The 26,889-nt window shown below is 44.9% G+C and carries 22 protein-coding genes and 1 tRNA gene; 10 read left to right on the plus strand and 13 right to left on the minus strand.

Annotation, left to right across the window (positions count from 1 at the left end; all coding sequences use genetic code 11):
• Window positions 1-169 precede the first annotated feature (169 nt).
• Window positions 170-655, plus strand: coding sequence for a thioredoxin family protein (locus tag GO755_RS04355; protein WP_157583465.1), 486 nt, complete (start codon window positions 170-172; stop codon window positions 653-655).
• Window positions 656-770: 115 nt separating this feature from the next.
• On the opposite strand, the gene GO755_RS04360 is transcribed toward GO755_RS04355, so the two are convergent.
• The 12 genes from GO755_RS04360 to tgt form a co-directional block, all read right to left on the minus strand.
• A complete protein-coding gene (locus GO755_RS04360; RefSeq protein WP_157583467.1) occupies window positions 771-1,955 on the minus strand; it encodes a glycosyltransferase family 4 protein in 1,185 nt (394 codons plus the stop codon).
• Window positions 1,952-3,541, minus strand: coding sequence for an alginate lyase family protein (locus GO755_RS04365; RefSeq protein ID WP_157583469.1), 1,590 nt, complete (start codon window positions 3,539-3,541; stop codon window positions 1,952-1,954). The genes GO755_RS04360 and GO755_RS04365 overlap by 4 nt, the downstream gene beginning before the upstream one ends.
• A complete protein-coding gene (locus GO755_RS04370; protein WP_157583471.1) occupies window positions 3,538-5,691 on the minus strand; it encodes a bi-domain-containing oxidoreductase in 2,154 nt (717 codons plus the stop codon). Before GO755_RS04370 ends, GO755_RS04365 begins: the two co-directional genes overlap by 4 nt.
• 20 nt (window positions 5,692-5,711) lie before the next feature.
• Window positions 5,712-6,845: a non-hydrolyzing UDP-N-acetylglucosamine 2-epimerase gene (gene wecB, locus GO755_RS04375; protein WP_157583473.1), complete on the minus strand. Its 1,134-nt coding sequence runs from the start codon at window positions 6,843-6,845 to the stop codon at window positions 5,712-5,714.
• 6 nt (window positions 6,846-6,851) lie between these two features.
• Window positions 6,852-7,544, minus strand: a complete 693-nt coding sequence (locus tag GO755_RS04380) for a class I SAM-dependent methyltransferase (RefSeq protein ID WP_157583475.1) — start codon at window positions 7,542-7,544, stop codon at window positions 6,852-6,854.
• A 2-nt stretch (window positions 7,545-7,546) separates the two neighbouring features.
• On the minus strand, window positions 7,547-8,710 hold the full coding sequence (locus GO755_RS04385) for a glycosyltransferase (protein WP_157583477.1): 1,164 nt from the start codon (window positions 8,708-8,710) through the stop codon (window positions 7,547-7,549).
• Window positions 8,707-9,729 (minus strand): glycosyltransferase family 4 protein, encoded by a 1,023-nt coding sequence (locus GO755_RS04390; RefSeq protein WP_157583479.1) that lies wholly within the window; start codon window positions 9,727-9,729, stop codon window positions 8,707-8,709. Before GO755_RS04390 ends, GO755_RS04385 begins: the two co-directional genes overlap by 4 nt.
• Before the next feature lie 7 nt (window positions 9,730-9,736).
• On the minus strand, window positions 9,737-11,068 hold the full coding sequence (locus GO755_RS04395; protein WP_157583481.1) for a hypothetical protein: 1,332 nt from the start codon (window positions 11,066-11,068) through the stop codon (window positions 9,737-9,739).
• Complete coding sequence (locus GO755_RS04400) at window positions 11,056-12,102, minus strand: CgeB family protein (protein ID WP_157583482.1); 1,047 nt, start codon at window positions 12,100-12,102, stop codon at window positions 11,056-11,058. Before GO755_RS04400 ends, GO755_RS04395 begins: the two co-directional genes overlap by 13 nt.
• A 19-nt stretch (window positions 12,103-12,121) precedes the next feature.
• The gene (locus GO755_RS04405) at window positions 12,122-13,414 is read right to left on the minus strand and encodes a nucleotide sugar dehydrogenase (protein WP_317165791.1); all 1,293 of its coding nucleotides are present in this window, start codon (window positions 13,412-13,414) and stop codon (window positions 12,122-12,124) included.
• 9 nt (window positions 13,415-13,423) lie between these two features.
• Window positions 13,424-14,539: a Wzz/FepE/Etk N-terminal domain-containing protein gene (locus GO755_RS04410; RefSeq protein WP_157583486.1), complete on the minus strand. Its 1,116-nt coding sequence runs from the start codon at window positions 14,537-14,539 to the stop codon at window positions 13,424-13,426.
• A 211-nt stretch (window positions 14,540-14,750) separates the two neighbouring features.
• On the minus strand, window positions 14,751-15,881 hold the full coding sequence (tgt, locus tag GO755_RS04415) for a tRNA guanosine(34) transglycosylase Tgt (RefSeq protein WP_157583487.1): 1,131 nt from the start codon (window positions 15,879-15,881) through the stop codon (window positions 14,751-14,753).
• A 161-nt stretch (window positions 15,882-16,042) separates the two neighbouring features.
• On the opposite strand from tgt, the gene GO755_RS04420 reads away from it, so the two are divergent.
• The 9 genes from GO755_RS04420 (at window position 16,043) to GO755_RS04460 (ending at window position 25,369) form a co-directional block, all read left to right on the plus strand.
• A complete protein-coding gene (locus tag GO755_RS04420; RefSeq protein WP_157583489.1) occupies window positions 16,043-17,230 on the plus strand; it encodes a glycosyltransferase in 1,188 nt (395 codons plus the stop codon).
• Between the two features lie 19 nt (window positions 17,231-17,249).
• Complete coding sequence (gene rsmG, locus GO755_RS04425) at window positions 17,250-17,879, plus strand: 16S rRNA (guanine(527)-N(7))-methyltransferase RsmG (protein ID WP_157583491.1); 630 nt, start codon at window positions 17,250-17,252, stop codon at window positions 17,877-17,879.
• Window positions 17,880-17,997: 118 nt separating this feature from the next.
• Window positions 17,998-18,303, plus strand: coding sequence for a PH domain-containing protein (locus tag GO755_RS04430; RefSeq protein WP_157583493.1), 306 nt, complete (start codon window positions 17,998-18,000; stop codon window positions 18,301-18,303).
• Window positions 18,304-18,423: 120 nt separating this feature from the next.
• Window positions 18,424-18,497 (plus strand) — tRNA-Asn (locus GO755_RS04435).
• Window positions 18,498-18,626: 129 nt separating this feature from the next.
• Window positions 18,627-19,928 carry a GTPase-associated system all-helical protein GASH gene (locus GO755_RS04440; protein ID WP_157583495.1) on the plus strand — a complete coding sequence of 434 codons (1,302 nt, stop codon included), beginning with the start codon at window positions 18,627-18,629 and terminating at the stop codon, window positions 19,926-19,928.
• A gap of 7 nt (window positions 19,929-19,935) precedes the next feature.
• Complete coding sequence (locus GO755_RS04445) at window positions 19,936-20,958, plus strand: TRAFAC clade GTPase domain-containing protein (RefSeq protein ID WP_157583497.1); 1,023 nt, start codon at window positions 19,936-19,938, stop codon at window positions 20,956-20,958.
• The gene (locus GO755_RS04450; RefSeq protein ID WP_157583499.1) at window positions 20,942-21,778 is read left to right on the plus strand and encodes a TRAFAC clade GTPase domain-containing protein; all 837 of its coding nucleotides are present in this window, start codon (window positions 20,942-20,944) and stop codon (window positions 21,776-21,778) included. Before GO755_RS04445 ends, GO755_RS04450 begins: the two co-directional genes overlap by 17 nt.
• Window positions 21,779-21,795: 17 nt before the next feature.
• Window positions 21,796-24,330: a GAP1-N1 domain-containing protein gene (locus tag GO755_RS04455; protein ID WP_157583500.1), complete on the plus strand. Its 2,535-nt coding sequence runs from the start codon at window positions 21,796-21,798 to the stop codon at window positions 24,328-24,330.
• Window positions 24,320-25,369, plus strand: a complete 1,050-nt coding sequence (locus tag GO755_RS04460) for a phosphorylase family protein (RefSeq protein WP_198174755.1) — start codon at window positions 24,320-24,322, stop codon at window positions 25,367-25,369. Before GO755_RS04455 ends, GO755_RS04460 begins: the two co-directional genes overlap by 11 nt.
• Window positions 25,370-25,750: 381 nt before the next feature.
• Here GO755_RS04460 and GO755_RS04465 read toward each other — a convergent pair whose 3' ends face one another.
• Complete coding sequence (locus tag GO755_RS04465; RefSeq protein WP_157583503.1) at window positions 25,751-26,818, minus strand: hypothetical protein; 1,068 nt, start codon at window positions 26,816-26,818, stop codon at window positions 25,751-25,753.
• Window positions 26,819-26,889 lie beyond the last annotated feature (71 nt).

The raw sequence follows: 26,889 nt of genomic DNA on the forward strand, positions 1-26,889 counted from the left end.
GGCTGCAAAGTTCGGAAAGATTACCGAGAATGGCACGTCATTTGCAATTTGTCCTGCTGCCCACTAATTTGCTTCATAAACAAGTGATTGCAGAAGAAACGAAAATCACTTGCTGACGCGTTATACACTCAGAAAACCATTAAAAGACCACCGGTTTGCCGGTTTGACTATGAAAAAAGTATTTTGGCTACTTGCAATCCTCTTTGTTGGCTTCAACGCCCAATCGACTCATGCCGCTCTTAATTCAACCCGGCCAAACCCCGCTGCCCCTAAAAAGCTCGCTCCTAAAAATGACGCAGAAGGCATTCAATTTACGGAAACCTCTTGGAGAGAGATTTTGAAAAAGGCCAAAGCCGAAAAAAAGGTAATCTTTCTGGACGCCTATGCTAGCTGGTGTGGTCCTTGTAAGAAGCTTCAGAAGGAAGTTTTCACAAAAAAAGCCGTTGGCGATTTCTATAACGGCAAATTCATCAACGTGAAAATGGACATGGAGAAGGGTGAAGGCCCAGCCCTGTCGCAAGTGTATCCGCTCGAAGCCTATCCAACCCTGTTGTTTATTGACAGCAATGGCAAAGTGCTGAAGAAAGTATTAGGACTACAAACGCCCGAAGATCTGATTGCTATCGGCAAGAGTGTAAAACCGGCTGGTATTTAATAGAGTCAACGATTTTAAGTGAGTTCAGTGGGGTCGGTTTTGAGAAACCGACCCTTTTTTTTATGAGTTCCTCCACCAACTCTACCAGATCCTATTGAATTCGGCTTGTACTTGGTTACGCTTCCAGTATCCGTCGAATTTGTTGCGCCATGTCGGTATTAATCGTCTGTCGACTAAACCGCTGCTTAAAAGCTATTCTGGGTTGCGTATAATACGATGTTTCACGTAACTGTCGGGTTAAACTTGCTACGTCACTAGGGTCAAATAGGATGGAGTTAGGTAGGTACTCCCGCACAAATGATGCCGCATAACCAGCTACCCCAGCCAGGATGGGCTTGTCTGTTGCTCCATACTCAAATAGCTTGGAAGGTAACACTCGCTTACAGGCATCGATATCATTTAGGTGCACAAATAGATAATCAGCCTTTTGATATTCAGCGATTAACTCCTTCCGCTTGATAGGGCTACGTAAGTCAACGTTTGTACAGTTGTTACCCTTAAGGGCTGATTCCAGTTTCTCTCTAGCCCCGCCATCCCCAATAACCAGGAAGCGATATGCCGAACCCAATTGTCGGGCCGCTTCTGGAATAATTGTATGTAATCCTTGTCCTTCGCCAATATTACCCGCGTAAAGTATGGTTTTAATCTGTCGATTCAGGTTTAGAAGGCTAGCTGGCATATCCAGGAAATCCACGTCAATACCATTCGTAAAATAGCTGTAGGTTGCTTGTTGAAATGACTCGAAATAAGATCGAAACCCTTCAGATACCAGATTGATGTGGCTGGCATAGCCAAATGTATATCGTTCAACTGCGCGTAATAATGGATTCAGTACGGCATGAACTAATGAGAACCTGATAACATCTGAAATGGCCTCCCGGAATAAATCACGAATGTCTAAAAACAGTGGAATAGTCTGTTTTCGAGCCAGTCGCGCCCCCAGAAAAGCGGTAAACAAACGCGATGAGGACGCTATAATCAAGTCATAGTTATGTCCTTTGGTGAGTTGAAAAACACGCCTATAATAAGCGAAAAATGAGCGTATTTGATCAAAAAAGCCACTTTTATGGTTCGGTATCTTAATTCGCTGGACCGAGATCGAGCAACCTCCATTACGACACTCTTCGCGTTCAACAGCGGCTGGTTTATACGAGTTATAGCGATTCGGTTGCGTTGTAATAACATGAACAGAATCGTTGGCTGTCAATTGCGAAGACAATTCATTGACCAGAGTCGTATTTCGGAAGGCGCCAGGACCTATGTCTGGCTCGAAATAAAACGTAAGATAAAGTATGTTCATTCCGAGAATAGTAGGGTCGTTTCAAGACTAGTTGTGAATGCAACTTCAAGGCATTGCCCTGGACAAAGACGATTGAAACCTTCGGCCATAGCATAGCTTATGACGCAAAACCTTGGTTTAGTCTCTGAATGAAATGACATTATTACGGAATCCGCTCTAACGAAATCATCAACAAGTTGTACAGAAACAGTTGGGTGAAAATAAAACCGAGCAACTCCCGATTTCATGGACGATGTTTTGGTATGCATCTGCAACAGCTGATCGGTTATAACTAGACGGCTAGGTTCAACCAGCCAGGTGCGCTCATGTATGACACCCAATTGTCGATAACCGTCATGCAGAGCGGTCAGGCCGGTTTGGGTATCAGCCAATACCTTTACCCGTGCTCGACGGCCAACCCGGAAGTTAGCCCAGACTTCCGATGAATTGGTTTCACGTATGGTTACGGTATTATGTGCACTTGTACTCCGCTCCCATGATCGACGAGCGCCTGACTGATAGGTACATATGGAGTTATCCACAATCAGAGGTAAGTTATCCACATTTAGTACAAATGAAAACGTATCGGCATGGGCATGTCCAGGTTGATGGTCAGGGCCAACCGGTCCAACATCAACAAAAAGCTCATACAGGTTTTGTCGAAATAGGCGATAACCGCTGGCCGTTAACGGAACCTGGATTTGCGTCAGTTCAGGCAGTATAATTTTGGCCTTTTCTCGAAGTTGGGTAGTTGTTGGAGCAATTCCCCAGGCAGCATCGTTAACCATGGGCACATCGCCATTGTTGAAGGTGATGCTATTGAGCCATCCGAGCATTTGAGTGGCTTTGTCGGTTAGGAACCGAATAAAGTGGGTATCGTTATGCCAGGTCTGACGCTGCAAAATCAGCAGGATATCCAGCAATCTGTCGAGGAGAATCTGGTGATACATCGGGCTGCGTTCATCATGCCCAGCATCGGCCAGAATTTGCTTCGTTAGTTCCTGACGAATAAGCCGGGTAGCCTTGTAGAACCAATGTTCCTGATGAAAATAGATGCCACCAGTAAGTAATGCAAAGCCGTTTTCGAGGAGGTGATTACCAGCTAAGTGATATTCTAAGCGGTGGTTGAGCAAGGTGATCTGAGCAAACAGATGCTGATTGATAGCCTCATTCTGAATCTGATGGCGACTCAGAAACTGGACCCAATTCATAATTCGTAACGAGGTTGGATAAGGCTCCAGACCATCCTGCAATGAATCTGTTTGGGTTATGAAATTATGGATAAACTCCAACCCAACCTCAACCTTCATATCTGGCTGATTAAGAAAGTCGAAGTAGTTGAGGTTGTATGTCCAGAGCTTACCATAATCGTCGTAGTTCCAATCAATTTCAGACGTAAACTGAACCGACTGATCTAGGAACGTAAATACACCATGTTGCCAAGAAATGGATTTATCGGCCGCAGGTACGGTTGTGAAATACCCTTGTGGAGTTGTTTTGGGCAACGATAATCTAGGCTGACGACGCAGTCGGTGGAGAAGTTGATAAACGATCTGTCGTAGCGTTAAATGCCGAACAGTTCGCCAGATCAGGCCAAGGTTATTCATGGTGGCACCAACTCTGGACCTACACCGATACCTGCTACATCGATCCAGCGATTTTCTCGCAGACTTTGCAAAGCTCCCAATGTGGTTTGCGTTGCATTAATAAGTTCATTAAATGGTATTACTGAGGCCCCACCGGTTCGTACTTGTGCCAGCAACCGTTTTATCTGTTCCGCATGGCCTTTATCCTGACGACCAGATAAGTTCGAAAAGCGCTTAAACCCATAACCGGTTAGTTGCCGAAAGTTGTCCAGAACCAATGTTCTGTCCAGTGAATAAACCTCAATTCGTTCTTTCGAGTACGCTTTGCTTCCATTGCTGAAATAATTAACGACACCTGTAGAGCCATTTTCATAACGTAATAGCAGCGATGCTGAATCACTTGTTTCAGTTGGCGATTGGCCCATTGCGTTCATGCATACACTATGCACCAGGCTTCCGGTCAGGTAGGTAATCAGATCGACAAAATGACTCACTTCACCAAGAATACGCCCGCCACCAACGGCTCGGTCATGCACCCATGAATTCGCCGGAATAAAGCCCGCATTTATAGTGACGACTACGTTCATAGGAATTTCGGGTTTACCCAGCAACACATTCATTTTTTGGACAAAGGGCGAGAATCGTCGGTTAAAACCAACCATTACCATTCGGTCTGATGCTCGTTGTGCATCAATAATCTGGGCGAGTTCATGGTCGTGTATCGCTAAAGGCTTTTCGACAAACACATGCTTACCGGCTTGCAAGGCTTCGATCGTTAAACGGGAGTGATTATCGTGCCGCGTTGTAATGATGCAAAGATCAATGTCGGTATCAGCCAGAATTTGCCGGTAGTCAGTTGTGCTTTGGGCAATGCCGTATTTCTTAGCCAGTAATGTTGCGTTCAGACCACCCGCACTGGCAATCGTTTTGAGCGTAGCACCTGCTGATTTTAAGGCTGGCAATAATATCGAGCCCGTAAAGTTGCCCGCGCCAATAATACCAACCGTACCTGTGCCCTGCTTGTACCGATAACTTTTTAGGTTTATCCGTGAGCTTAGGCTAATTTCTTCAGGATAGGTAAGCAATGAAGCAATTCGGTGGCTTGATTTTATATCGCCATAAATCCTGGCATAGTCAGCCAATGGAACTCGCTCGGAGATAAGCGTCTTGACGTCCAGTTGCTCGCTTGCCAGAAAATGTAGTACTGTCTGGAAGTTTCGGTTTTCTGTCCAGCGGACATACCCTATTGGATAATCATGCCCTTGCTGTTCATAAACGTTGTCGTACCGGCCGGGACCGTATGAACACGATACCTGAAATGTCAATTCTTTTTCATAAAACTCCGCCCGATTCAGGTTTAGACCAACCGACCCAATCAGCACAATTCGCCCTCGTTGGCGACTCATGCGGGCTGCTTGCGACATGAGTTCATCTGTTCGCGCCGAAGCGGTAATTATAACGCCATCTGCACCAATGGTATTGGTGAATGCCAAAACAGATTTGATCAGATCTGTTCCGGCTGCTGCGTTAAAAACTGTAATACCCTGTTGCTCGGCTAATTGACATTTTGTCTCGTCTATATCGACTCCAATTACACGGCAACCATTCAGTCGAAGCAGTTGGGCGGTCAACAGACCAATCAGGCCCAAACCGATAACCACGATGGTTTCATTCAGTGTCGGATTTAGCAGTCGAATCCCCTGCAATCCAATAGACCCTATAACCGTAAAAACAGCTTCGTCATCGCTAACATTAATCGGAATTGGAGCGACTAAATTACGAGATACACAAACCACTTCTGCGTGAGAACCATTCGAAACAACCCGGTCATTAATACGCAAATCTGTAACGCCTTCACCCAAGGCTAACACCGTACCTACATTGCAATAACCCAGCGGCAACGGCTGATCAAGTTTTCGAAGTACAGCCTCTAGCGTCGGTCGTAACCCATCCGACTGAACTTTCTCAATCACCTGCTTCACCCGGTCAGGCTGTTGACGAGCTTTGTTAATCAAGTTAGCTTTCCCAAACTCGACCAGCATCCGCTCTGTACCTAGCGACACTAAAGAGCGTCGGGTTTGAATCAATACCTGGCCCCTGCCTACCTGAGGAATGGGTACATTTTCGAGCACCGTTTCACCGGTTTTCAAGTTTTGGATAAGTTGCTTCATAGGTTTTTCAAACGCAGAGACTAACGAGATAAAAAAGAGTGTCGCAGAGATTCCTCCACATCCTCTGCATTTAGAAACACTTTTGCAATTCGCCCGGCGGCTTGCCCGTCCCACAAGGGTGGTATACAGCTAGTTTTTACACGGCCACGCAGAATGTCAACTACTTTACATCTTGCTGTTTCCGGATTTAAATCGGGGATGAGTTGGTTCGTCCCGAGGTCAATTGTAACAGGTCGCTCAGTCGATTCACGAAACGTCAGGCACGGGACTTGCAAGTAGGTTGTTTCTTCCTGTACACCACCCGAATCTGTAATTACGATGGCGGCATGTTCCATCAAGTTCATGAATTCCAGGTAGCCCTGAGGCTCCAGAAGTCGGACGTTTGGTATAGCATCAAGCAGTGTATTCAGGCCAAATTTGAGCAGATTGGCGCGAGTACGAGGATGTATTGGGAATAGCACAAGCCTAAGACTGGCTATATTTTCCACGAGACTCAAAAGCTTTCTCAGCCTTGCTTCAGTATCGACATTGGCGGGGCGATGCATGGTGATCATCACGTACTGGCCTGGCAGTAAACCCAATGTGCCAACGGTATTCAACTTACTCGCTTCTGGCTTGTACTGCACTAGCGAGTCAATCATCACGTTACCAACGAAATGAATTTTTTCGCTAGAAATTCCTTCACGCTGGAGATTGTCTAACCCAGCCTGCTCAGTCACAAATAAGAGGTTCGATAAAGAATCTGTCAAAATTCGGTTACGTTCTTCTGGCATCTGGCTATCACCCGAACGCAATCCTGCTTCAACGTGGGCCACCCGAATTCCCATTTGGGCGGCAGTAAGCGCACAGGCAAGCGTACTCGTCACATCGCCAACGACCAGTACCCAATCAGGTCGATCCACGTTTAGAACGCGCTCAAATTTGTGCAGAATGTCTGCCGTCTGTTGGGTAGTTGTGCCAGGGTTTACGTTGAGATAATGATCGGGTTGAGGCAACCTGAGTTGATTGAAAAATACATCGCTCATTCCAGTGTCGTAATGCTGGCCGGTGTGGACAATTTTCGACTCGATAGTAGAATACGCTAGAAAGGCCTGATGTAATGGAGCTAATTTGATAAAATTGGGCCGGGCACCGACAACACTAAGAATTTTCATTCGATACTATACATCTCTTTTTTGATAGACGCCAACCAGTAAATTATTGACGTATTCTTCGGCTAAGAATGGCTTTAGCACGCTCGATATGGGATCGTTGTTTGAGAAATAAACGGTTTCCAGAGGATCGAACCCCAGCTTAGTCAACTGCTGATCGAACATTACTTTGGTAGACATGTGGCGAATATGAGCGAAATATCTAGGGCGTTTCATTAGCCCGAATGCGACTCGCTCAATCACACGAAAGACGCTCATCTGATTAGGTATAGAGACAATCAACAAACCATTTAGCCTCAGAAGCGATCGGGCCTGTTCAAGCATTCTGGTCATGTCGTCTACATACTCGAGAACACTCGACATCAGTACAATGTCCTGCGGGGTGTAGTACGCCAGATTGGTCAGTGGCAACGACTGCACGATGTATTGCACATTCGCTGATGTGCTATTTTGCTGGCAGAGGGCAATCATTGCCACTGAGCCGTCAATACCCGTTACGATACATCCTTTATCGGCGAGATAATTACTGAAAATGCCGGGTCCACAGCCAAGATCGATAACATGATCCGTCAATTTTAGGTAGCGATCGAATAACCCTGTCCAGACTCGAAATCGCTCCTGAAATGCCTTCGATGATTCGTATTTGCGACTAAATTCGGCGGCAATGGTGGTATGGAAATCAATAGCGTTCTTATCGGTCATAATCAGTCGATTAAAGCCTTTGGTTTTCGTCCTAACTTATGGAGTATCTGCTCATAAAATTGGTCCCATTCACCGTTGTTCCCAGCTATCGAAAACCGTTGGCGAGCCAGTTCAACTGCTCGTTCACGATAGCCGACATACTCGTTTATTGGCATTGTCAGGTATCTGTCAATGGCTTCCTGAAGTTTGACAGGTTCGTTCGAGACCCAGCTACCGACTCGTTCCGTTTCAAGTAGTTGCCAGGGCGTATTTGTCGAAGCAACGACCGGCGTGCCTTGCGCCAGTGATTCAATGACAACGTTTCCGAAGCTCTCCGAGTGAGATGGTAAAATTGTCAATCGGGCATTGGCATATAGATGTTCTTTCGCTTCATCCTGCACGTGGCCGATAAATGACACCTTCGCCGAAAGGCCCAGCTTCTGCACTAATTCAATCAGTGTTCGCGCATACGCTTTATCGTTTTCTGGCCCTGCAAGCTTTAGTACGTAATTGCTTTCAATAAATACATTCGACGCACTCAAAGCCATAAGCAAGTGATCAATAGCCTTGATCGGGTGCAGTCGACCTATAAACAGCAGGTAGGGTTGACTTGCCTGATCAATAGGTGTTGGTAGTACGAGAGCAGGTAATTCCATTCGGTTCAAAATTTCACCTACCACAACAGTTGCCCCAAAATGCTGACGAATATGCATCGTCTCTGTGGCACTGGTTGCATGAAACTGAACCGTCGGATCGCAGCGCTTAATGATCCCTAATATCAATCGTTTGAGATGCGGCCGAAACTGTAAAGCGATTGGACTCAATTCACCATGTGGCGACCAAACAACGGGTTTGCCCACCAGCCGACTCATTAGTACCCAGATCATTGATGCCGGATAAAACAAGCTATTTATGTGAACGATATCCGCTTTTTGAATAGCCAGCCAACCTTGCCATATGTGATTGAGAGGTAAGTAGAAATGAGGATTTCGGGTATAAATTACCTGACCACAAGCCAGTGTTAGCCATCGGTTTAACGGAACAGATGACGGTAAATTCTGAGAAGTCGCTATTACGGTTACGTCGTGACCAGCACACTTCAATGCTTTCGCCTGCCAATAAATCGTATTACTAGGTCCGCCCATCTGCGCTGGATAGAAGCAATCTGCCGATAAAAGGATCTTCATACTGCTCGTTTAGATAAGGATTGAACCCCAGCAAGTTTCTCATAAAGAGAGCGGTATTGATTAGCAGTTGCCGTTACAGTGTAGCGCTGAACATTCTTTCTGCCAGCCTCAATCAGCGACTGACGTAATGTGTCATCCTGAATCAATTGCAAGATGCCCTGTCGAATAGCTGACACATCTGTCGGATTCACAAAATGGGCCGCATCGGAACCAATCGTGCACATCGGCTCCAGGTCCGACGAGATAACTGCACGGCCAACGGCGTTGGCTTCAAGAATGGGCATTCCGAATCCTTCGTAGGTTGACACGAACGTGACGATATCACATTCTTCATACAATTGAACTACTCTCGCTCGACTCAGGTCAATGTAATTCCGGTAATTAATTCGATACTCCCGGAGTGCCCGAGTGATGATATTTGTTAGCGGACCAATGATAATAAGTGTACAAACAATGCCTTCGATAGCGGCAATCAGGCGCAACAGGTTCTTGTTAGGAGCAGTGCCTACTTGTAATAAGATGGGGCTTTGTTTGCGAAACGCAGCCGGTTGATACACAAACGCCGGATCGTATCCATTAGCTACTACAACTGCTTTCTGAGCCACTTGCCCTACATGTCGAACCAAGTCCTGCTGCGTTTTTTCCGAAACCACCGTTACAACACCAGCCCGACGAATAGGCAGGTAATACCAGAACAACCAGAACAGAGCGTACCGTAAGGGGTGGTTTCGGCTCTTTTCCAGGATACTACAATCATGAATTGTCAGTACTGTGTGTGAGGCAGGCAGGGCCAGTGCTGCGTAATGGATATCGCCGGTTATGTGAAAAATAGTGGCCGACACTGCTCGTAGAAAGCGCATATTTTGCCAGACACTCCACCAACCGCGACTAACATACGGCAACTGAATTCGAGTCGTCAGCATGTCTGGCTGTCGATCAAGTTCGCGCTGAATACTGCCAAATAGCTCTTCAATGCTATTACCGGTTCCCCGGCTACGAAATAGATACGTAACAATCATAGAAATACTAAAGCTCAATGCCTATGCCTTTCGTCGACCAAAACAGGATCGCAATGAACAGGGCACTGTTCACTAAACTTCCCCAGGTCGATAGCAAGTCTGTTTCCATCGTCAGACACCCGACATATAGCATTGGCAACCATAAAATGACTGAAGGAACTCGCTCGGCCATGATAAAAACAGCTTGAAAGCATCCTCTTAACAGTAAGCCATATAAATAGGCAAACAGAATACCCCCATAGCCGAAATTCACATAGCCTTCGCCCACTGGAGAGAGATTAATACTGGTGTTCTCAAACTGGGTTAGGGTTGTAAAGCGTCGTATATTTTCATAACCGCCTGTTTGGGGTTTATCAGACCAAAACAGGCGTGGCACCAACGGATAAATAAATGCCAGCAATACTTCACCATTGGCATAGGCTTCATGTACAGGAACTTTAGCCATAGCACTGCCAATCATTATGCCTTGATTGAAGCGCCCAAACGAAGCAAAAAGATGCCTTATATTCAGTAGCTTCTCAGGATAGGTAAGTCGGTCGATGAGCAGTTCAGTCATCAGGCCCGCATTGGCAGTACGTTCGTTACGAAGGTGCCCCCAGGTATTGTAGCGATATTCGGCTTTGATTGACTGGATAACTAAAAGAAAGGCAAAGGCAAACCCAATCAGAACTGTTTTTGAGCGAATGGTCAGTGGGATTGAAAAGCTAACAGTCCCTAAAACGAGCGCCAATAAAACCCAGAAAAACAAATCCCCAAACATGCCCGTCCGAACCGTATTTGCCAGCAGGAGTATAACGACGAGTCCGATAAGTGGAGTCCGGTATGCGCTTCTGGAATAATAAGCGTACAAAACGCTTATCAGCAAACAATACATGGGCAATGTTCCCACAAAAGCAGGCGCAAGCGGGATCACTATTTTTACCAGGAATCCGACTAATCCAATAAAAAACAGGAACAAACAAGCGGTCTTACGATGCTGGAGGTACTCAATTACATGCTGAATATAATGCCGGTGTGAATCCTCAGAAGAATTATTGGTAAACCCATGTAGGCCAGCATAAAACGCTATACAGGCAGGCAAAGCATAGCCAAAATAAGTAACCGACTCAATAGGCATCGAAGCCGGGAACATCCAGTACGTAACAGCCGGCACGGCTAAAATCTCGAGCGACGCAATGGCACTGATACACTCCAGAATAGCTATACGTTGGCCAATTCGATGAACGAATGTAAGGAATGTATACAACGAAAAAGATACAGCCAGTGCTTCATAAAACGAACTGGCTGCCAGCCATAACGAAACCAGAAAAATAACCAAACTCAGTATTAGTCGTCCCATCGGCCATTGAGTTGTACCTGCTCAGAATCCAGTAAGGGAGCTAGGCCTATCGTTTGCAAGAGTTGCGTAACCCGTTGGTCGAACGTGTGGTGTTGCTGAAAATGAGTGTATTGTTGTTTGGCGAGTTCGTGCCGTTTATCAGGTCGTGCCAGATAATACCGTATTTTATCGATGGCATCATCTATCGTTCGGTACGTTACCTGCTCAGGAGGAACACCGGTATGATCATCTATCGTTGATTTGTAGTCGCAGAGCTGGAACGCGCCAATACCGTTGATTTCAAAATATTTCTGATTGACCGAGCTTACTTCAGCGTAATGAAAATTATTGAAAACAATTTTGGCCCCATATAACAGCCTGTTTTTTTCCTGACCAACCAGGTATTGCTGTTGAAAAATTGAGCTAACCTCCGGGCGCAGGTAGGGCCCTTGCGTACCATACACTTTTACCTTCACACCGGCCCGCATAAGTTGCTCAATCATACGAGCGCGATACGCATACAAATTGCCAAATACCAATACGTCAATGTCAGTTAGCCATTCAGCAACAGCTTTTTCGATAGGCGGTTTTTGGTGAATGCGCTGATTAAAACCCTCAGGCAAATAATGCGCATTCAGACCAGCTTTGTGTCGCAACGTATCAACAATGTAGGGCTCTTTGGAAAAGTAATAATCGAAATCAGTGGCAATGATCTGCTGCTTTTCAAGGTTTGAAAGAGGATCAGGATTCATTTGCACGATCAACACATCGCCTAACTGCTTTTTCAATTGCTCTACCAATATTGGATGTAGATAGCGATAGACAATGACGACCAGATCGGGGCGAAGTTTTATGATTTTGTCCGCTATAGTTTTGCTGATAGCCCGGTCATAAAATTCAACGAACCGCGATACCCAGTAATTAATTTTAGAGGAAACAGGCAATCCATCTGCAATATCAAGTAGGGAGGCACTATGCCCTAACACCCGGAATGAATCGCAAAGGTGTTGCTCCAGCGAATCAATTAACCGGCTACCAACAATGACTACCTTCATATCTCTTCTGATTACCTGATCAAAGCTGCCAGTAGTCTATTCCATCGTCTTTACGCATCTGATATAAGCCCTTCAAATCCAACAAAATGGGCGCATGCTTCATCAGTGATTTGAAATAGGCAAGGTCCAAATCTCTATAGGCATCATGTCCAACGGCCACAATCACCGCGTCGTATTGGCCTGAAGGTTTGTCCATCAGATTCAGGCCGTACTCACGAGCTACTTCATTTGGCGACGCATATGGATCTATAGTATGCACATTAATCGCATACTCCATGAGCTCACGCACCAGATCAGCTACTTTCGAATTACGGATGTCAGCAATATTTTCCTTGAATGTTAGCCCCATAACCAGCACGCGGGTTTCGCTCGGATTTTTGGAATGCTGCAACAGCATCTGTACCAGCTTTGTAGCGATATACGCCGGCATACTATCATTGACGCGCCGTCCTGAATTAATTACCTGTGGTTCGTAACCCAACTGACGGGATTTATGAAGCAGATAATACGGGTCAATGCCAATACAGTGTCCTCCTACCAATCCTGGCGTAAAGGGCATAAAATTCCACTTCGTCGCAGCTGCTTTTATCACTTCCTGCGTGTCAATACCCATTTTATCGAAGATGATTGCCAGCTCATTCATGAGCGAAATATTGAGGTCTCGCTGAACGTTCTCAATGACTTTAGCCGCTTCGGCAACCTTAATGCTCGGAGCTGTGTAGATACCCGCCCGAATGATGCTACCATAAACCTCGGCAATAGTATGAGCGGCCTCTTCATCATTGCCCGATACAACTTTTAGAATATCCGTTAGTGTTCGGGCTTTATCACCGGGATTAATGCGTTCAGGAGAATACCCAAGTTTAAAGTCAGTGCCCAATTTCAGGCCAGACTGCGATTCCAGTATGGGTAAACAGTCCCCTTCTGTACAGCCGGGATAAACCGTAGATTCGTACACAACATAATCTCCTGGTTTAAGGGCAGCACCAATGGCCGCTGAAGCCTGCTGCAACGGTTTTATGTTGGGAACTTTGTAATCATCTACCGGTGTAGGAACCGCCACAACGAAAAAATGCGCCTGCTTCAGTTCGTTAGGATCGGCCGTGAAGAGAATATCCGTTCCAATAAACGCATCGGATGACAACTCCCGCGAAGGGTCTTCAGACCGCTGTAGCATGGCCACACGATTCGGGTTGTTATCGAAACCAACAACTCGAAATTGTCGGGCAAAAGCAAGTGCAACCGGCAAACCGATATACCCTAAGCCAATGACGGCAATTTTCTTTTCTTTCTGTCGAAGTGCGTCTATCACCAGTTGAGTCTAATTAATGGGTTCGTAACAATATGTATCTTCTGCGACAATCGCCTTTAATCGTCCAGCCAGATCGGCTTGCTGAATCAGTACAACCAGAACACTTATCACCAGTCCTGCCAGTGAAGAAAGTAGAACGGTTAGCATTCGTCTGGGCGATATTCGTTTAAGTGGTACTTTAGGTGGTTCGAGTACATTAAAGATGGGGGTTCGTTCCTGCACTTTAAGCTTAGCCTGTTCGAACCGGCGAGATAATTCAGTATAAACGGTCTGGGCAATTGTCAGTTCAGTCTCCATACGATGTCTATCCACCGTAGCAACCTGCATCGCAATAGCCTTGTGATTATCGTTATACTGGAATAAAGCTGACTGCGCTGTCTGGTATCGTTGATGAGCTGCGTCTAATTGTCGATCGTAAAAGGTTAAATCCTCCCGAGCTTTTTTCGTTCTATAGGCCGTCACATACCGGGTCAGATAATTCAATGCCAGTTGGGTCACGCTGGCGGCAACTTGAGCATCAGGCATTTTAACGGTAATTGTAATGATACCCGAACGCGTATCGAGTTTAGCATTGACTCGTTCGCTAATTTCCTCGGCCAATTCTTGCTGTTGCGCCGACAAGTACACTGGTCCCTGAATATTAGTAGTACGGGAACGGTTATCTTCATTTTGCTTATCAAATGAGACTAATTGCTTCCATGACCAGCTAGTATGGTTTGCTACTAGGAACTGACCAACTGTTTTCGGTTGGCCCTTGATGTGAACAGACTGATCAATCAGGAAAAGAATAAACGGCGTACTCTGTAATACATTAGGATACAAGTCTGGACGAACGGCATCCACGTCTTCTGCATCCGAGAAATCAACATCCACAAAGCCAGCCATTGATGAGAGTCGCTTAAACAAGTCGCTCGCGCCCGTATTCATTTCAGGAATAATCCGCGCTTCCGACCGAAATTCTGGTTGCTGAACTAAAGCAATTAGTATCCCTAGGACTGTAAATGACATCGTGATTATTATAATCCGAAACCGAGCCTGCCAAATCGTTCGTATCACTACATCAGCGGGCAAAAAAAACCAGCGATTAGCGAACAAGGTTGGGCTAAATTCCGTCGACGTTACCATACAACTCGGTGAAGGCTTTGGGCCACTGAGTCATCTAGTGACTTTCAGTAAGCATATGACGACAAAAATCAAAAAAGTCTCCTTAATTTATCATTAGGAGACTTTTTTGATTTTCACTAAGGTATTATTCCACTAATAAAAACTAGCTATAAATCTGAAAGCTACTAGTTAAATATTTAGAATTCAGGATATTAACTATTGCCAACCTCATTTATAATCGCTGCATTAACCGAACAACCTGTTCATTTTTCCAGGCTACAAAATCACCGGCCTCGATATGAGCCCGTGCCTGTCTGACAAGCCAGAGATAAAACGTCAGATTGTGCAGACTGGCAATTTGCCCGCCCAGTAATTCCTCCGATTTAACCAGATGACGCAGATAAGCTTTCGAGTAAAACGTACTGGCATACCCGTCTAATCCCGCATCGATCGGACTAAAATCCTGGTTCCATTTTTCATTTTTGATGTTGATAATACCCTCCGTTGTGAATAATAGTCCGTGTCGGGCATTACGCGTTGGCATCACACAATCGAACATATCTACCCCTAAAGCAATAGCTTCCAAAATATTGGCAGGTGTTCCTACACCCATCAAATAGCGTGGTTTATCAACGGGCAGAATACTATTTACTAACTCGATCGTAGCATACATTTCCTCGGCGGGTTCGCCTACTGCCAGCCCACCAATAGCGTTTCCTTCGCGCTCTTTACTCGCAATCGTTTCTGCCGACTGACGGCGAAGGTCAGCGTACGTGCTACCTTGCACAATAGGAAACAGCGTTTGTCGATAACCATAATGACCTTTGGTTGCATCGAAACGATCGATGCATCGGTCAAGCCATCGGTGCGTCATTTCCGTCGACTGTCGGGCATACCCATACTCGCATGGGTAGGGCGTACACTCATCGAAAGCCATGATAATATCGGCTCCAATCGTACGCTGAATATCCATGACGCCTTCAGGCGTAAAGATATGTTTTGAACCGTCGATGTGTGACTTGAAGGTCACGCCCTCCTCCTTAATCTTACGGGTATTTGACAGTGAATAGACCTGATAACCACCCGAATCAGTTAGAATAGGTCGTTTCCAGCCGTTGAATGCATGCAATCCACCTGCCTGGCGAAGTACCTCCAGACCAGGACGCAGATACAGATGATACGTATTGCCCAGAATGATTTCGGCATTGATATCGATTTCAAGTTCGCGCTGGTGAACTGCCTTTACGGTTCCTGCCGTACCGACAGGCATAAAAATCGGTGTTTGAATGGGTCCATGATCAGTGGTCAGCGTTCCCGTTCGGGCCTTCGACTGTGGATCATGACTAGAAATCGAAAAAGTCATATTGCAAAGATACGAACCCAGAATTGTTTCAGGTTCAAGGTTCCATGATTCATTGGAGAGGCTTGAAACATTGAACCTAAAACATTGAACTTGAAACTTGAAACCTGCTTATCTTTGCAACTTCGTTCAAAACCAACGCAATAGCGAGTAAACGTTTCCTCCTGGTGATTATAGCTTTACTGATAATCTGGCTACTTGTGGTCAGTATTCAGCTCATTTATATCTTCTTTATCTATTCCCGAACGGCCTTCTTCCGACAACCTGAGCAGAACGTCTTAGACTTAGGGGCCAATTCTACTAGCGGATCTGGGGTCACCATTATTGTCTGCGCACGCAACGAATTGGTAAATCTAATTGAATTGCTGCCGCTATTAAATGATCAGAATTATCCTGATTTTGAGATTTTAGTCATGGATGATCGGTCGACCGATGGCACCAGCCTATTTTTAGAAAACGATATTCCTCATCTCCAGCGCGTTCGATTTATTCGCATAGATAAAGAACATGAGCACGTTACGCCAAAAAAATATGCGCTGACAATTGCCCTTAAAAAGGCAAGCTACCCCATCGTGTTGCTCACCGACGCCGACTGTCGACCAGCTTCCGATGGCTGGCTTAGTAGTATGGTGGCACCACTAATCAACAGCCCCAAAGCCATCTCACTAGGTTTCTCCCCATACGAACACCAGCCGGGTTTACTCAATTTTCTAATCCGATCCGAAACCCTGTTTACGGCTGTACAGTATTTTTCGCTGGCTTTAGCAGGTCGGCCGTATATGGGTGTCGGTAGGAATCTTGCCTACCGAACCAGCTTATTTTTTGCCAACAAAGGATTTTATACGCACATCAATGTGGTGGGTGGCGACGACGATCTGTTTATTAACGAAGTAGCCACAGGACAAAATACAGCCGTATGTCTCAATCCGGATACATTTATGTGGTCGAAACCCAAAGAAACCTGGGCAGAATGGAGGTTACAGAAAAAACGGCACCTGAACGTAGGCAAGTACTATAAGCCCGGCAACAAATTTCGGCTTGGGTTGCTCACCGGATCGCACGTATTAACGTGGGTGCTAGCCCTGATGGTTGGTCTCGTTGTTCTAGTCCATAAATTACAGCATCATTCATTCACAACGAACGAATGGTTACTTTTGCTAATTGGAACGGGCATTTTCGTTCTCCGTGAACTAGGTTTCTGGAGCATTGTTGGTCGAATCAGTCACCGACTAGCGCATACGGTTCATTGGGCTAGTATTCCGTTAATGGATTTGTTACTTGCCTTTTACTATGGTTTAGCAGGTATAGAAACCATTTTCAGACGTCGCAAAAAACGGCTTTACTGGCGTTAAACGTAGTGTTGAAAGAAAAATGAACCTTGATCTAATCTTAAAATACTTTCCTACGCTAACTGCCGAGCAAAAAGAACGTTTTGCGGCTTTAGATGGGCTATATCGTGACTGGAATGCGAAAATCAATGTAATTTCGCGGCAGGATATTGATGCTTTGTATGAAAAGCACATTCTGCACTCGTTGGGCATCGCTAAGATTGTCCAATTCAAACCCGGCACCGAGATTCTGGATGTAGGTACCGGGGGTGGTTTTCCGGGCATTCCGTTGGCGATACTATTTCCCATGGCCGATTTTCATTTGGTCGACAGCATCGGTAAGAAAATAAAGGTCGTGCAGGAAGTATCGGATGCATTAGGCCTGACAAATGTGAAAGCTGAGCAAATTCGAGTGGAGCAATTAACAACGACCTACGATTTTGTAGTAAGCCGGGCAGTCACGCGTTTGAAGCCATTTTTGGGTTGGGTACGATATAAAATTCACAAGGCGGGTAACAACGATCGACCCAATGGTGTTTTGTATCTCAAAGGCGGAGACCTAGCCGAAGAACTGGCCGAAGTAACTGATCGTTACCGTGTTTATGAGTTATCGGACTATTTTGAAGAACCTTTTTTCGAGACCAAGAAAGTAATTTATATACCTAAAAAATAACCGGGATTTAGCTGATTTATGGATTAAACTGATTTTGATTATTGTAGATTCCCTCTTATTGAAGTGCCTAGCAAAATCAATTTAATCCATAAATCAGCTAAATCCCGGTTCAGACACTATGCCAAACGAAAAATTCCGATCCAGCAGTTTTAAAGATCCGCTGACTCCCGATGAAGTTATCTTCAACGATAAGGGTGTTACGTTCCGTGCTCGCAAATTGATTGGCGGCACTGATAATTTTGTATTCTATTCTGACATCTCCGGCGTTGAGATTGATAATGGCTTGTTCTTTTCAACGGTCCGGGTCATTCCACGGGCCCGCCCCGAGATTGTGATCAGCAATTTCTCCAAAGGCGACGCTCGACGGATTAAAGAGCTAATTTTAGAGAATGTTCCCAGTCATCGTCCAGATGCATTTCGCTAGTATTTTGACTTTTTTCGCATTGATTGCCATGTGGTTAGCCAAAATCAGCATAATCAATGATATTTTTTAAGTCTTAACACTTGCGTAGTATTTGGTTTCGCACTACTTTTGCACCACGATTCCCGAATAGCTCAGTCGGTTAGAGCATCTGACTGTTAATCAGAGGGTCGCTGGTTCGAGCCCAGCTTCGGGAGCCTGATAAACAGCCACTTACAGCATAATAGCAGTGAGTGGCTGTTTTGTTTGCATACGGATTTGCATACATAATGACTTATATTGTTTTATAGAACTTACTGTTATCCACCCTTATATTTTCTGTTTCTATGTCAAAACCTGTACTCGAAGCTCTTCTACAAGCACATATCATTACAATAGAACAGGACGATAATTTCGACAGGTTGACGGAAGCTGTTGATGAGGTAGAAAAGCGCTTACGTGCCCAAAAAAATCGTATCGCTCAAATTAGCCAATTGGCATTTGATCCCGATACTAATCCTGAGGAGCCCTCTGTAATAGAGGTTCAAGAAATTATTAGTGATAAGTGGAAGTCTTTTTCAAGCAAGTGCCAGGATCGACCAGTTCCATATGTGCGTGCTGTCATGCTAGGCGCGTTGCAAAGGTTAGCGACGGACGTAAATATTGCTGGTATCATTTGGCTAACTGTAAGCAATTACTTGCCATTCATTAAAGGTGCTCAGCGTGAAACATCTCTTCTACAAGCACTATTGTATGAAATAGGGAATGTTTATGAAAGGGCTGGTTGGATCGCTTGGGGATTAACTGAAAACTACACTTTACCTGCTCCTCCAAAAATTGTACCTATTATTAATGAACCCATTTCCTTAATCGATAGAGAGGAGATAGTAGAACGTATGAAAGCAGCGGTAGGAGGGTCTGACGAGGACAGCAATAGGGCAATTTTTTTTGATTTTAACAACTACTATACCGGTAATATCCAAATAAGAGCAACTAATGAGTGGTCAACTTCTTTTGGATCTATTGCTAGCAGTGCAATTCAAGCGGTTGCGAGCCAAATTATCGACGGTACAAACAATGCATTAGCTGAGGTTGCTAACCTAAAGCAGTTAGAGGCTTACACCTCAGAAATAACACGGTTTTTAGGAAATGTAGCCGTCTCTATAAACCAACAGACAGCTACACATAATTTGCGTAGTCGTTTATTATGGTTGAAAGAATCTTTGTATTCGGTCAGTCAACAGAAAAGTTACCGTGGATTACCCTCCTCGATTTTATCATTAGCCTTAGCGGTCGATATGTTAGAAATCGTTCCGACAATTTATCCTGTTAGTGTCAATTTCTTTATAAAGGAAACGATGACACACGCAAATTCAGGGGCTTCTCTTGCTAGCACGTTTGAAGAGATTTTAGGAGACGTATCGGCGAATAAAGATGTCGCAGGAAAAACTCTATCAACTATTAGTCAACCTGAATCTGGCCGGTTGAGTTTGCTAGAATTCTTAGGCAATTTGATATTAGGTAGCCTTAAAATTGAAAACTTCGAAGAAGTAACTGGCTTACAGCTATCTAGTACTATTACATGGGAAGAATTGAGCGTCTGGATTTTTAAGGAACTTCAGGTAAAAAAGCTGGCAACCGCAAAGTAACACTACGATGACGAGAGGATTTTGTAAGCTAGATAGGTGTCCAGCGGCAAAGACAGGGCTGTGTTATGACAATTTACCTGATCTTGAACATTGTCCGAACTGGCAACTTGGTGCTGCTGAAAGTGCTAGTTCGATTGAAGGTGCTAGCTCGATCGATACGACTCAGCAAATAACAAAGGGGAATACGATTTCGGATAGTCAAAATGTAATCTGGACAGGCTATCCTTTAAAATTAACAGAGATAGAGCTAATCAGTCGACGGACAAATCCACTAATCGTGGCACCGGTCGGTGAATCCTTTGCAGGAAAGTCGTCGTTCTTAGGCATGTTACATACACTCTTGCTACGAGGCCATAGACTAAAAGAATACACATTTGCAGGCTCAGCCACTTTGTTAGGATGGGAAGCGCTGGCCGCTTCCTTGCGCTATAATAAAGGTCAATCATCAGAGCCCACACCTACTCCTAGCGATCCAGAGTATTATAGTTTTCTCCACTGGGCACTTCGGCGAACAAAGGGAACGATACTCGACATACTTTTCCCGGACGCTTCCGGAGAAGTTTTCAGCCAGTGGGCCGTAGACCGCGATGAACCCAATTCCGAGAATGTAAGATGGATACATGACAATGCAGACGCATTCATTTTTTTTGTGAGTTGCCAATCGTTGATAATTAAACGAGGCGAATCCGTCACAAACTTGGTTGATTTAGCAAATCGAGTAAAGGAAAATTTGAGGGGGCGGCCTCTACTAGTTGTTTGGTCAAAAGCCGATTTGATTGGCGAAGTTCGTGCCGCCGTAAAAGAGCGACTCATACAGCAACTCGACTATATTTTTGGAACTGTACCACACATTGAGATCAGCAAAGTATTACAGGAGCAACCAGATCATAAACAGCTTAACAATTTAGCCGTCCTTGATCAATTATTCAGCCAACTAGAGGCTTATCATCCTAAAGTTCCTACTTTGGAAAAACCCGTTAGTAGCCAAGACCCTTTTTTGCTATATCGAAATTATGAATCAGATAGATAATAAAGTACTAATTATCGGCAAACCGGGAACATCTAAAACTACCTTTCTAGCCCAACTATTTAACGTTTTACAAGGGGGTAACAGCAGGATGAAATTGTTGGATGGAATGCCGGAGAATATAATGGCCATAGACGACGCACGTCGACGACTTGCCAAAGGGATCAATACGAAGCCAACTCCAGCAGATGACAATAAAATATTACAGTTAAAATTACTCTTGGATGGAAATATTTTTGAACTGGAATTTCCCGATTATGGTGGTGAGCAGGTCAGAGACATAATTCATGACCGTCAGTTAGGCCGACATTGGGTCAGAATGAGTCAGGCAAGCAATCAATGGATATTATTTATTAGGCTTCATGATCACGCCGAGCCGCTAGACGTGCTTACTAAGTCGATCCATGAAGTGGAGCTTTCTTCACACCAGACTGACTCTCAATCTACATTCCCTACAAAATCCATCAATGAGTCGGTGGAACTGATCGAGTTACTTCAGATGCTTTTAGCCGTACGAAATGTGGGAATCCGGCATCGTATCAAGGCTCCCAAATTGAAGACTGTCATTACTTTATGGGATGAGCTACAAACCGACCTACTACCGGAGGAGGTACTGAAGAACCGATACCCCCTGTTCATGCAGTATATATCTAGCAATTGGGCTAACGACTTTTATGAAGTATGGGGATTATCAGCGCAAGGCTTTAGTCTGGCAATAGAGGAGAACAGAGATAAATACCTTGATTTTGGTCCGCAAGAATACGCTTATGTTGTTCGACCAACCGGTGAACATGCAAATGACCTTTCCTTATTATTCGATTAACTCAATCTTTCCTTAATGTGTCGACATTTGTAGTTCATCAAGCCTTGTTTGGACAAGATGATAGTTGGGGGTTTGGCTTACTAAGTACTACCCATCCCAACCAATCACTCGTTCGAAGAATGGGAAACTCAACCGACTTGATTGAGCAGGTACCTGATCAGGTGAGTTGGCAACCTACATTGAGAGGCCGCAAATGGAATGAATACTATTTATTGTTTAAAACATATCCAGACTCCTCGATAGGTATGCGGCCGGGCCGCGTATTTTCTCATGTATTAATAATAGAGAGTGTCAACTTACCGACCGTATCCAACCTACGGCCATTACTGGACTTATTACCAATTCAGCTGAATAAAGATATAGTTCTGGATCCCGTGTCTGTTGCTCCTTCATTACCTCAGCAGATTGATATCACGCCCCGGCTTGGGTATATGTTACAGCAATATGTGTCACCCACACGTTCTGGACCTCTAATTTGGGCTGGACAGTATGGATTTGAAGAAGCTATAGTTTTATTATGGCAAGCAATTGATGATCGTGAAAGAGAACAGCTATCTTTCAACATCGGATTCATGCCCACTCAATTGCGCAATCCCGCAGATCGACTACAATTAGTGTCGGTCCCTCAAAGCCTTCTTGATCGCTGGCGCCCAAATTTCACTGTAATAGATATCAACGCTTCCCATACAAATCTAAACGAATTAGAAGCATTCCTGGCTGGTGATTTTAACAATTGTCCAAATCTTTCCTTCATTTTAAAAGAGTTAGGCATTGATTCCCGTAGTCTGAACGACCTAGATGCACTTTACCGAGTCGCATCTATTGCCTCAAATATTACTGGCGCTTCACTACAGGAAATCTTAGCTCTTGCCTCTGTTATTCACTATTATAAACCAAGTGAGAATAGTGCAAAACAAATTAAAGACCGTATTATAGTCCGTCTAAAACACCTAATATCCAACGACGAGACGGGTAACTTAGCTCGGTTAGGTTCGCTCAAAAACAATTCACTGAGTGCAGTTGATTTGTCTACAATAGCAACAGCAATAACTACCCGTCTGATTGAGCTGATGTTGCTAGGGTTAGACAGTCAATTGCTTTCAATAATTACTCAGTGGCCAAATGAACCTTCTCGAACTTGGTGGCGGACTAGCTTATTGGCAGCATTGGAAAATATTTTTTCTAAGTGGACGGCGGGTTCCGAAAGGATTGTCTTTGGTTTATGGAGCCAGCCCTTCGAGAGCGTCAACGATTTTTTTGACCTCTTGCCAGATACTGAACGTATTGAGTCTTCTTTACTAAGTGCGCTTCCCGATAGTTTACCTAGTAAGGCTTGGGAAACCGGAATCAAACTGGCTCAAGTTGAGCATTGGCTACGATTACATTTAGCGTGTTTGCTCAAGTTATTCAACCTTCAAGATGCCTTGAAGAAACATCTGGAAATAGATGTTTCTTCAACCTATATGGCCGCATTACAACTTGCCCGTGACCAACAGAATCCGCTAGAATTTATCGATGCCGCCATTACGCTTGAGGAGGGGCGGTTGATCGAACTAGCTGGCCAGCTTTGTAATAGTGACCCCGATCTCTTAAAAAATCTAGATATCACAAAAAACGGTTGGCAAAAAGTTTGGCTGTCCAGTGTGGGCTCAGAAGGGAATTTATGGAACAGCCTCAAACAACCAAACCAAATCACGGAATCCATATTTGATCACTTGATAGCAGGTGGACAAGTACTACCCGAGTTAATTAAAAAAATAAGTATGAGCACACAAGCCGATCTTCGCGCTTATTCAAACCGCTCTACTTTATGGCCACTACTGGATAAAAATAATCGAGAACGTTTCCTACTGGCGACAGCAACTGGTCTTTTGACTCATGAGAAACCAGAGGATTCATCCTATCATTTAGAGCCAGAGCTAATAGAAGTATTTAGTAGAGACAATTTTTTTGCACACGTTATTGCTAATCCTACGATATCGTTGGGTCGTTTGGTAACCTATATTGACAGGTTCAAGTTGGCCGAGGCTAATATAGTCAAGTACATACAAACTTATAATGGTCGTTCCGAGTCGGGGGACATCGTGGCTTTAGGACAACTTATTCATAGAAACCGATGGACTACCGCTGCCGAGCAAGTAGTCAATCTGGCTCGACGCATTTCGGCATTTAAGCAAGCGATACCGTTCTGTATTGATTTGTTGAGCAGATACAATCGAGTCAAAGTATATTTCTACTTCGGTGATCTACTACAGGCCCTGCCCACTACTGTCGATATTCGTAGTGACTGGTGGAGTACGTTGCTGGAAGAGGCCAAATTAGTGTATCCAGACGGGCCCCGGCAAAACGGAATATGGTCTGATAGTGGAGGAAAAGACCATGTTGTTAAAGTATCAGTAAATGGAGGGGAACAGTGGAATGATTTATTGTCTGGCATTCGTCGCGGTCGCTTTAGTGTTAGTATAGATTCCCTTCTAGCTGTTATGATTGAAGACAGCCCCCGCAATGAAACTTTTAAAATGCTTCAACAAACAATATCCAATGCTCGATAACAAGGTGCTTATCCTCACTGCTCTGGAAGAGGTAGAACGGCAAGTATTACGTACGTTTATTTCGCAAGAAACAATTGTCTACCATCCTCAAAGTAAGACAGATTATTACGCCGGCGTACTACCTACCGAGAGTGGGGAGATTACTATCATATTAGCTAGGACAGATCAGACGAACGTTAGTGCTTCGCTCGAAACTAATCGTGCATTAGATTTTTTCAAACCGCAGTACGCCTTTTTTGTAGGAATAGCAGGAGGTTTAAAAGACGTAGGAATTGGCGATATTGTCATTGGCAAAGACGTCTTTGCTTACGAGCGCGGTAAGACAACGGTTGACGGTTTTAAATCTCGGCCAGGTGAAGGTAACTCGTCTTATAAATTAGAGCGCCTAGCAACCAATTTTGCAAAATCTGACCGCTGGAAGCAAATCTCTAAAACTCTTCCAACCACTAATTTTCCAGCTCCAGTGAATGTGCAAACTGGAACTATTGCAGCTGGGGAGAAAGTGGATGCATCAGTAGAATCCGATCTGCATAAATTTTTAAAAGTCCATTGCAACCATGCTTTGGCCATTGAAATGGAAGGATTCGGCTTTTTAGAAGCTTGCCGACAACATCCATCAGTTGAAGGGTTATTAATACGTGGCATTTCTGACTTGGTTGACGACAAATCCGCTTCTGATGCTGGCGGCTCTCAACCCTATGCTACCCACAATGCAGCCGTATTCACTTTCGAACTAATAAAACAGCTTTATTCCGAAGTAAAGGGCGAAAGACTCCCAACTGACGAAGAACGTAAGCTATTTGTTAAACTAGCTTGTGAATTATACCCAGGCGGTATTAGAGAAAATAGTGTCTGGGATCGTGCAGGAGGCCAAATTGCGGCAATAGCGATCAGTAATAATGGTAAGTCACAGTGGTTAGAGGCAATTCGTCTAATAAGTAATGGCGGAGGGGGAAAAGTGACTTTTAATTCAATTCTTGAGGCCATGTTAGAAGACCATGAATCAAATAGAGAGCTTATACAGCTTAGAGGTATATGATCCAAGCTATTGCTAAACAGGCCATCTTTTAATATAAAGACTTGCATAAACGCCACTAAAGATAGTCAACAGTAGGCTTTAGCCCCTCTCACTATTATAATTGGCAATTTCAGCATTAGCTCAAAAATTTGTTCTGTGTTGCAAGTCCAGTGACAGGAGGGATGCGATCAATGTAAAAACCCTGGCTTGTTAAGCCAGGGTTTTTACTACTATTTATGTTTATCTTTTAGATTACGCTGTAAAGAAAGTATTGTAAGAGAAGCTTATCGAGCAGGGTTTTCGGCCGGATACTAGCGCCCGACACAACTGGCTGCGTAGCCACTCCGTTAGTCCACTGCCTTTGCAGTAGCCCGGTGCTAAATGAGAAAAAGGGACATCCAGCTACACCTTCACAAACTTCTTACTGGTCTTGCTCCGGTTCAAATCATATTCCGACGGAATGATATTGACTTCCAGGCCTCGCCATTTGAACTTGGTTTCTCCCCGAAAATACTGCTTGACCAGCGTTTCCCGTAACACCTCGTCGTTGGCACTCTTGATCGAGCGGGTGTGTTGCCGAACGGCATGACAGATCGCTTTGCGGCGCGACTGGCCTTCGGGAATGTCCCGCAGCGAAAAGACTTCGTTGTGATTCTCGGGCAGGATCGGAATCCGCACGCCAACCGAGTCCGGTGTTTCCCGGATGTAGATCGACCACTCGTAGTAGTGGGTGAAGGCCACCATCACGCTGCCGGTTATCCACCTGTTGGTATTCCAGTAAGCTTCGGCGTCCATGCCTTCGACCTTACCCGGCTCGAAACCGGGCTGCGTCAATGGATAGATCAGTTCGCCCCACCGATCAGCGTTACCCTTCTTACGGGCATAGTCGGACAGATAATCTTTAACCTGCTGCCGAGGAACGCCAGGAAAATGCTCCACCATGCCATTAATAATATCCTCCCGAATGGCCTTATGATCCCAGGGAGATCTCAGCTCGTAGAAATTCGAGCCGGTGTACCATTTCTCCTTATCAGTAATGTAGGCTAGCCGGGCCTCGATGGCGTAGGCATTGGGCAGGCACATGCCCCGTTTCTCCTTCAGCTCCAGACTACGGATGTGTTGCAGATTGACAATATCGGACTGGAGATTAAACAGCTTGATCTTATACCCATTGGGGTACATATGGCGTATGCTTAACTCCCGTTCCTTCTCGTAATTTATATAGAACAGTTCGCGGCCATCCAGGGGGGTGGTAAAGAGCCAGGCTCCGTCGAAGGTTTTCAGACTGAACTGGTGACGACCGCTCGACTCTACTCGAATCGGAGACTCTTTCAGGTTCAGATACAGCAGGGCGTACTCTAAAAAACCGATGGCGTCGTCGTCGGGAATCTGGGGGGCCATGCGCAGGCTTTTGGCGAACTCGTCCTGAGTCTGGCCGTAGAGATCGGCATTAAGAAAGGAAGATTGCATAAGTATTTGAGGGAATTTTCGGGTCGTAGGGAGCCCGGTTAAACGAGTAGGTAAATAATACGGTTTTAGCG

It is taken from the genome of Spirosoma arboris, from assembly GCF_009754945.1.
Taxonomy (GTDB): domain Bacteria; phylum Bacteroidota; class Bacteroidia; order Cytophagales; family Spirosomataceae; genus Spirosoma; species Spirosoma arboris.

Coding starts and splice junctions, on each gene's coding strand:
- GO755_RS04355 (WP_157583465.1), top strand. CDS start 170: ATGAAAAAAGTATTTTGGCTACTTGCAATCCTCTTTGTTGGCTTCAAC.
- GO755_RS04360 (WP_157583467.1), bottom strand. CDS start 1,955: ATGAACATACTTTATCTTACGTTTTATTTCGAGCCAGACATAGGTCCT.
- GO755_RS04365 (WP_157583469.1), bottom strand. CDS start 3,541: ATGAATAACCTTGGCCTGATCTGGCGAACTGTTCGGCATTTAACGCTA.
- GO755_RS04370 (WP_157583471.1), bottom strand. CDS start 5,691: ATGAAGCAACTTATCCAAAACTTGAAAACCGGTGAAACGGTGCTCGAA.
- wecB (WP_157583473.1), bottom strand. CDS start 6,845: ATGAAAATTCTTAGTGTTGTCGGTGCCCGGCCCAATTTTATCAAATTA.
- GO755_RS04380 (WP_157583475.1), bottom strand. CDS start 7,544: ATGACCGATAAGAACGCTATTGATTTCCATACCACCATTGCCGCCGAA.
- GO755_RS04385 (WP_157583477.1), bottom strand. CDS start 8,710: ATGAAGATCCTTTTATCGGCAGATTGCTTCTATCCAGCGCAGATGGGC.
- GO755_RS04390 (WP_157583479.1), bottom strand. CDS start 9,729: ATGATTGTTACGTATCTATTTCGTAGCCGGGGAACCGGTAATAGCATT.
- GO755_RS04395 (WP_157583481.1), bottom strand. CDS start 11,068: ATGGGACGACTAATACTGAGTTTGGTTATTTTTCTGGTTTCGTTATGG.
- GO755_RS04400 (WP_157583482.1), bottom strand. CDS start 12,102: ATGAAGGTAGTCATTGTTGGTAGCCGGTTAATTGATTCGCTGGAGCAA.
- GO755_RS04410 (WP_157583486.1), bottom strand. CDS start 14,539: ATGGTAACGTCGACGGAATTTAGCCCAACCTTGTTCGCTAATCGCTGG.
- tgt (WP_157583487.1), bottom strand. CDS start 15,881: ATGACTTTTTCGATTTCTAGTCATGATCCACAGTCGAAGGCCCGAACG.
- rsmG (WP_157583491.1), top strand. CDS start 17,250: ATGAACCTTGATCTAATCTTAAAATACTTTCCTACGCTAACTGCCGAG.
- GO755_RS04430 (WP_157583493.1), top strand. CDS start 17,998: ATGCCAAACGAAAAATTCCGATCCAGCAGTTTTAAAGATCCGCTGACT.
- GO755_RS04440 (WP_157583495.1), top strand. CDS start 18,627: ATGTCAAAACCTGTACTCGAAGCTCTTCTACAAGCACATATCATTACA.
- GO755_RS04445 (WP_157583497.1), top strand. CDS start 19,936: ATGACGAGAGGATTTTGTAAGCTAGATAGGTGTCCAGCGGCAAAGACA.
- GO755_RS04450 (WP_157583499.1), top strand. CDS start 20,942: ATGAATCAGATAGATAATAAAGTACTAATTATCGGCAAACCGGGAACA.
- GO755_RS04460 (WP_198174755.1), top strand. CDS start 24,320: ATGCTCGATAACAAGGTGCTTATCCTCACTGCTCTGGAAGAGGTAGAA.
- GO755_RS04465 (WP_157583503.1), bottom strand. CDS start 26,818: ATGCAATCTTCCTTTCTTAATGCCGATCTCTACGGCCAGACTCAGGAC.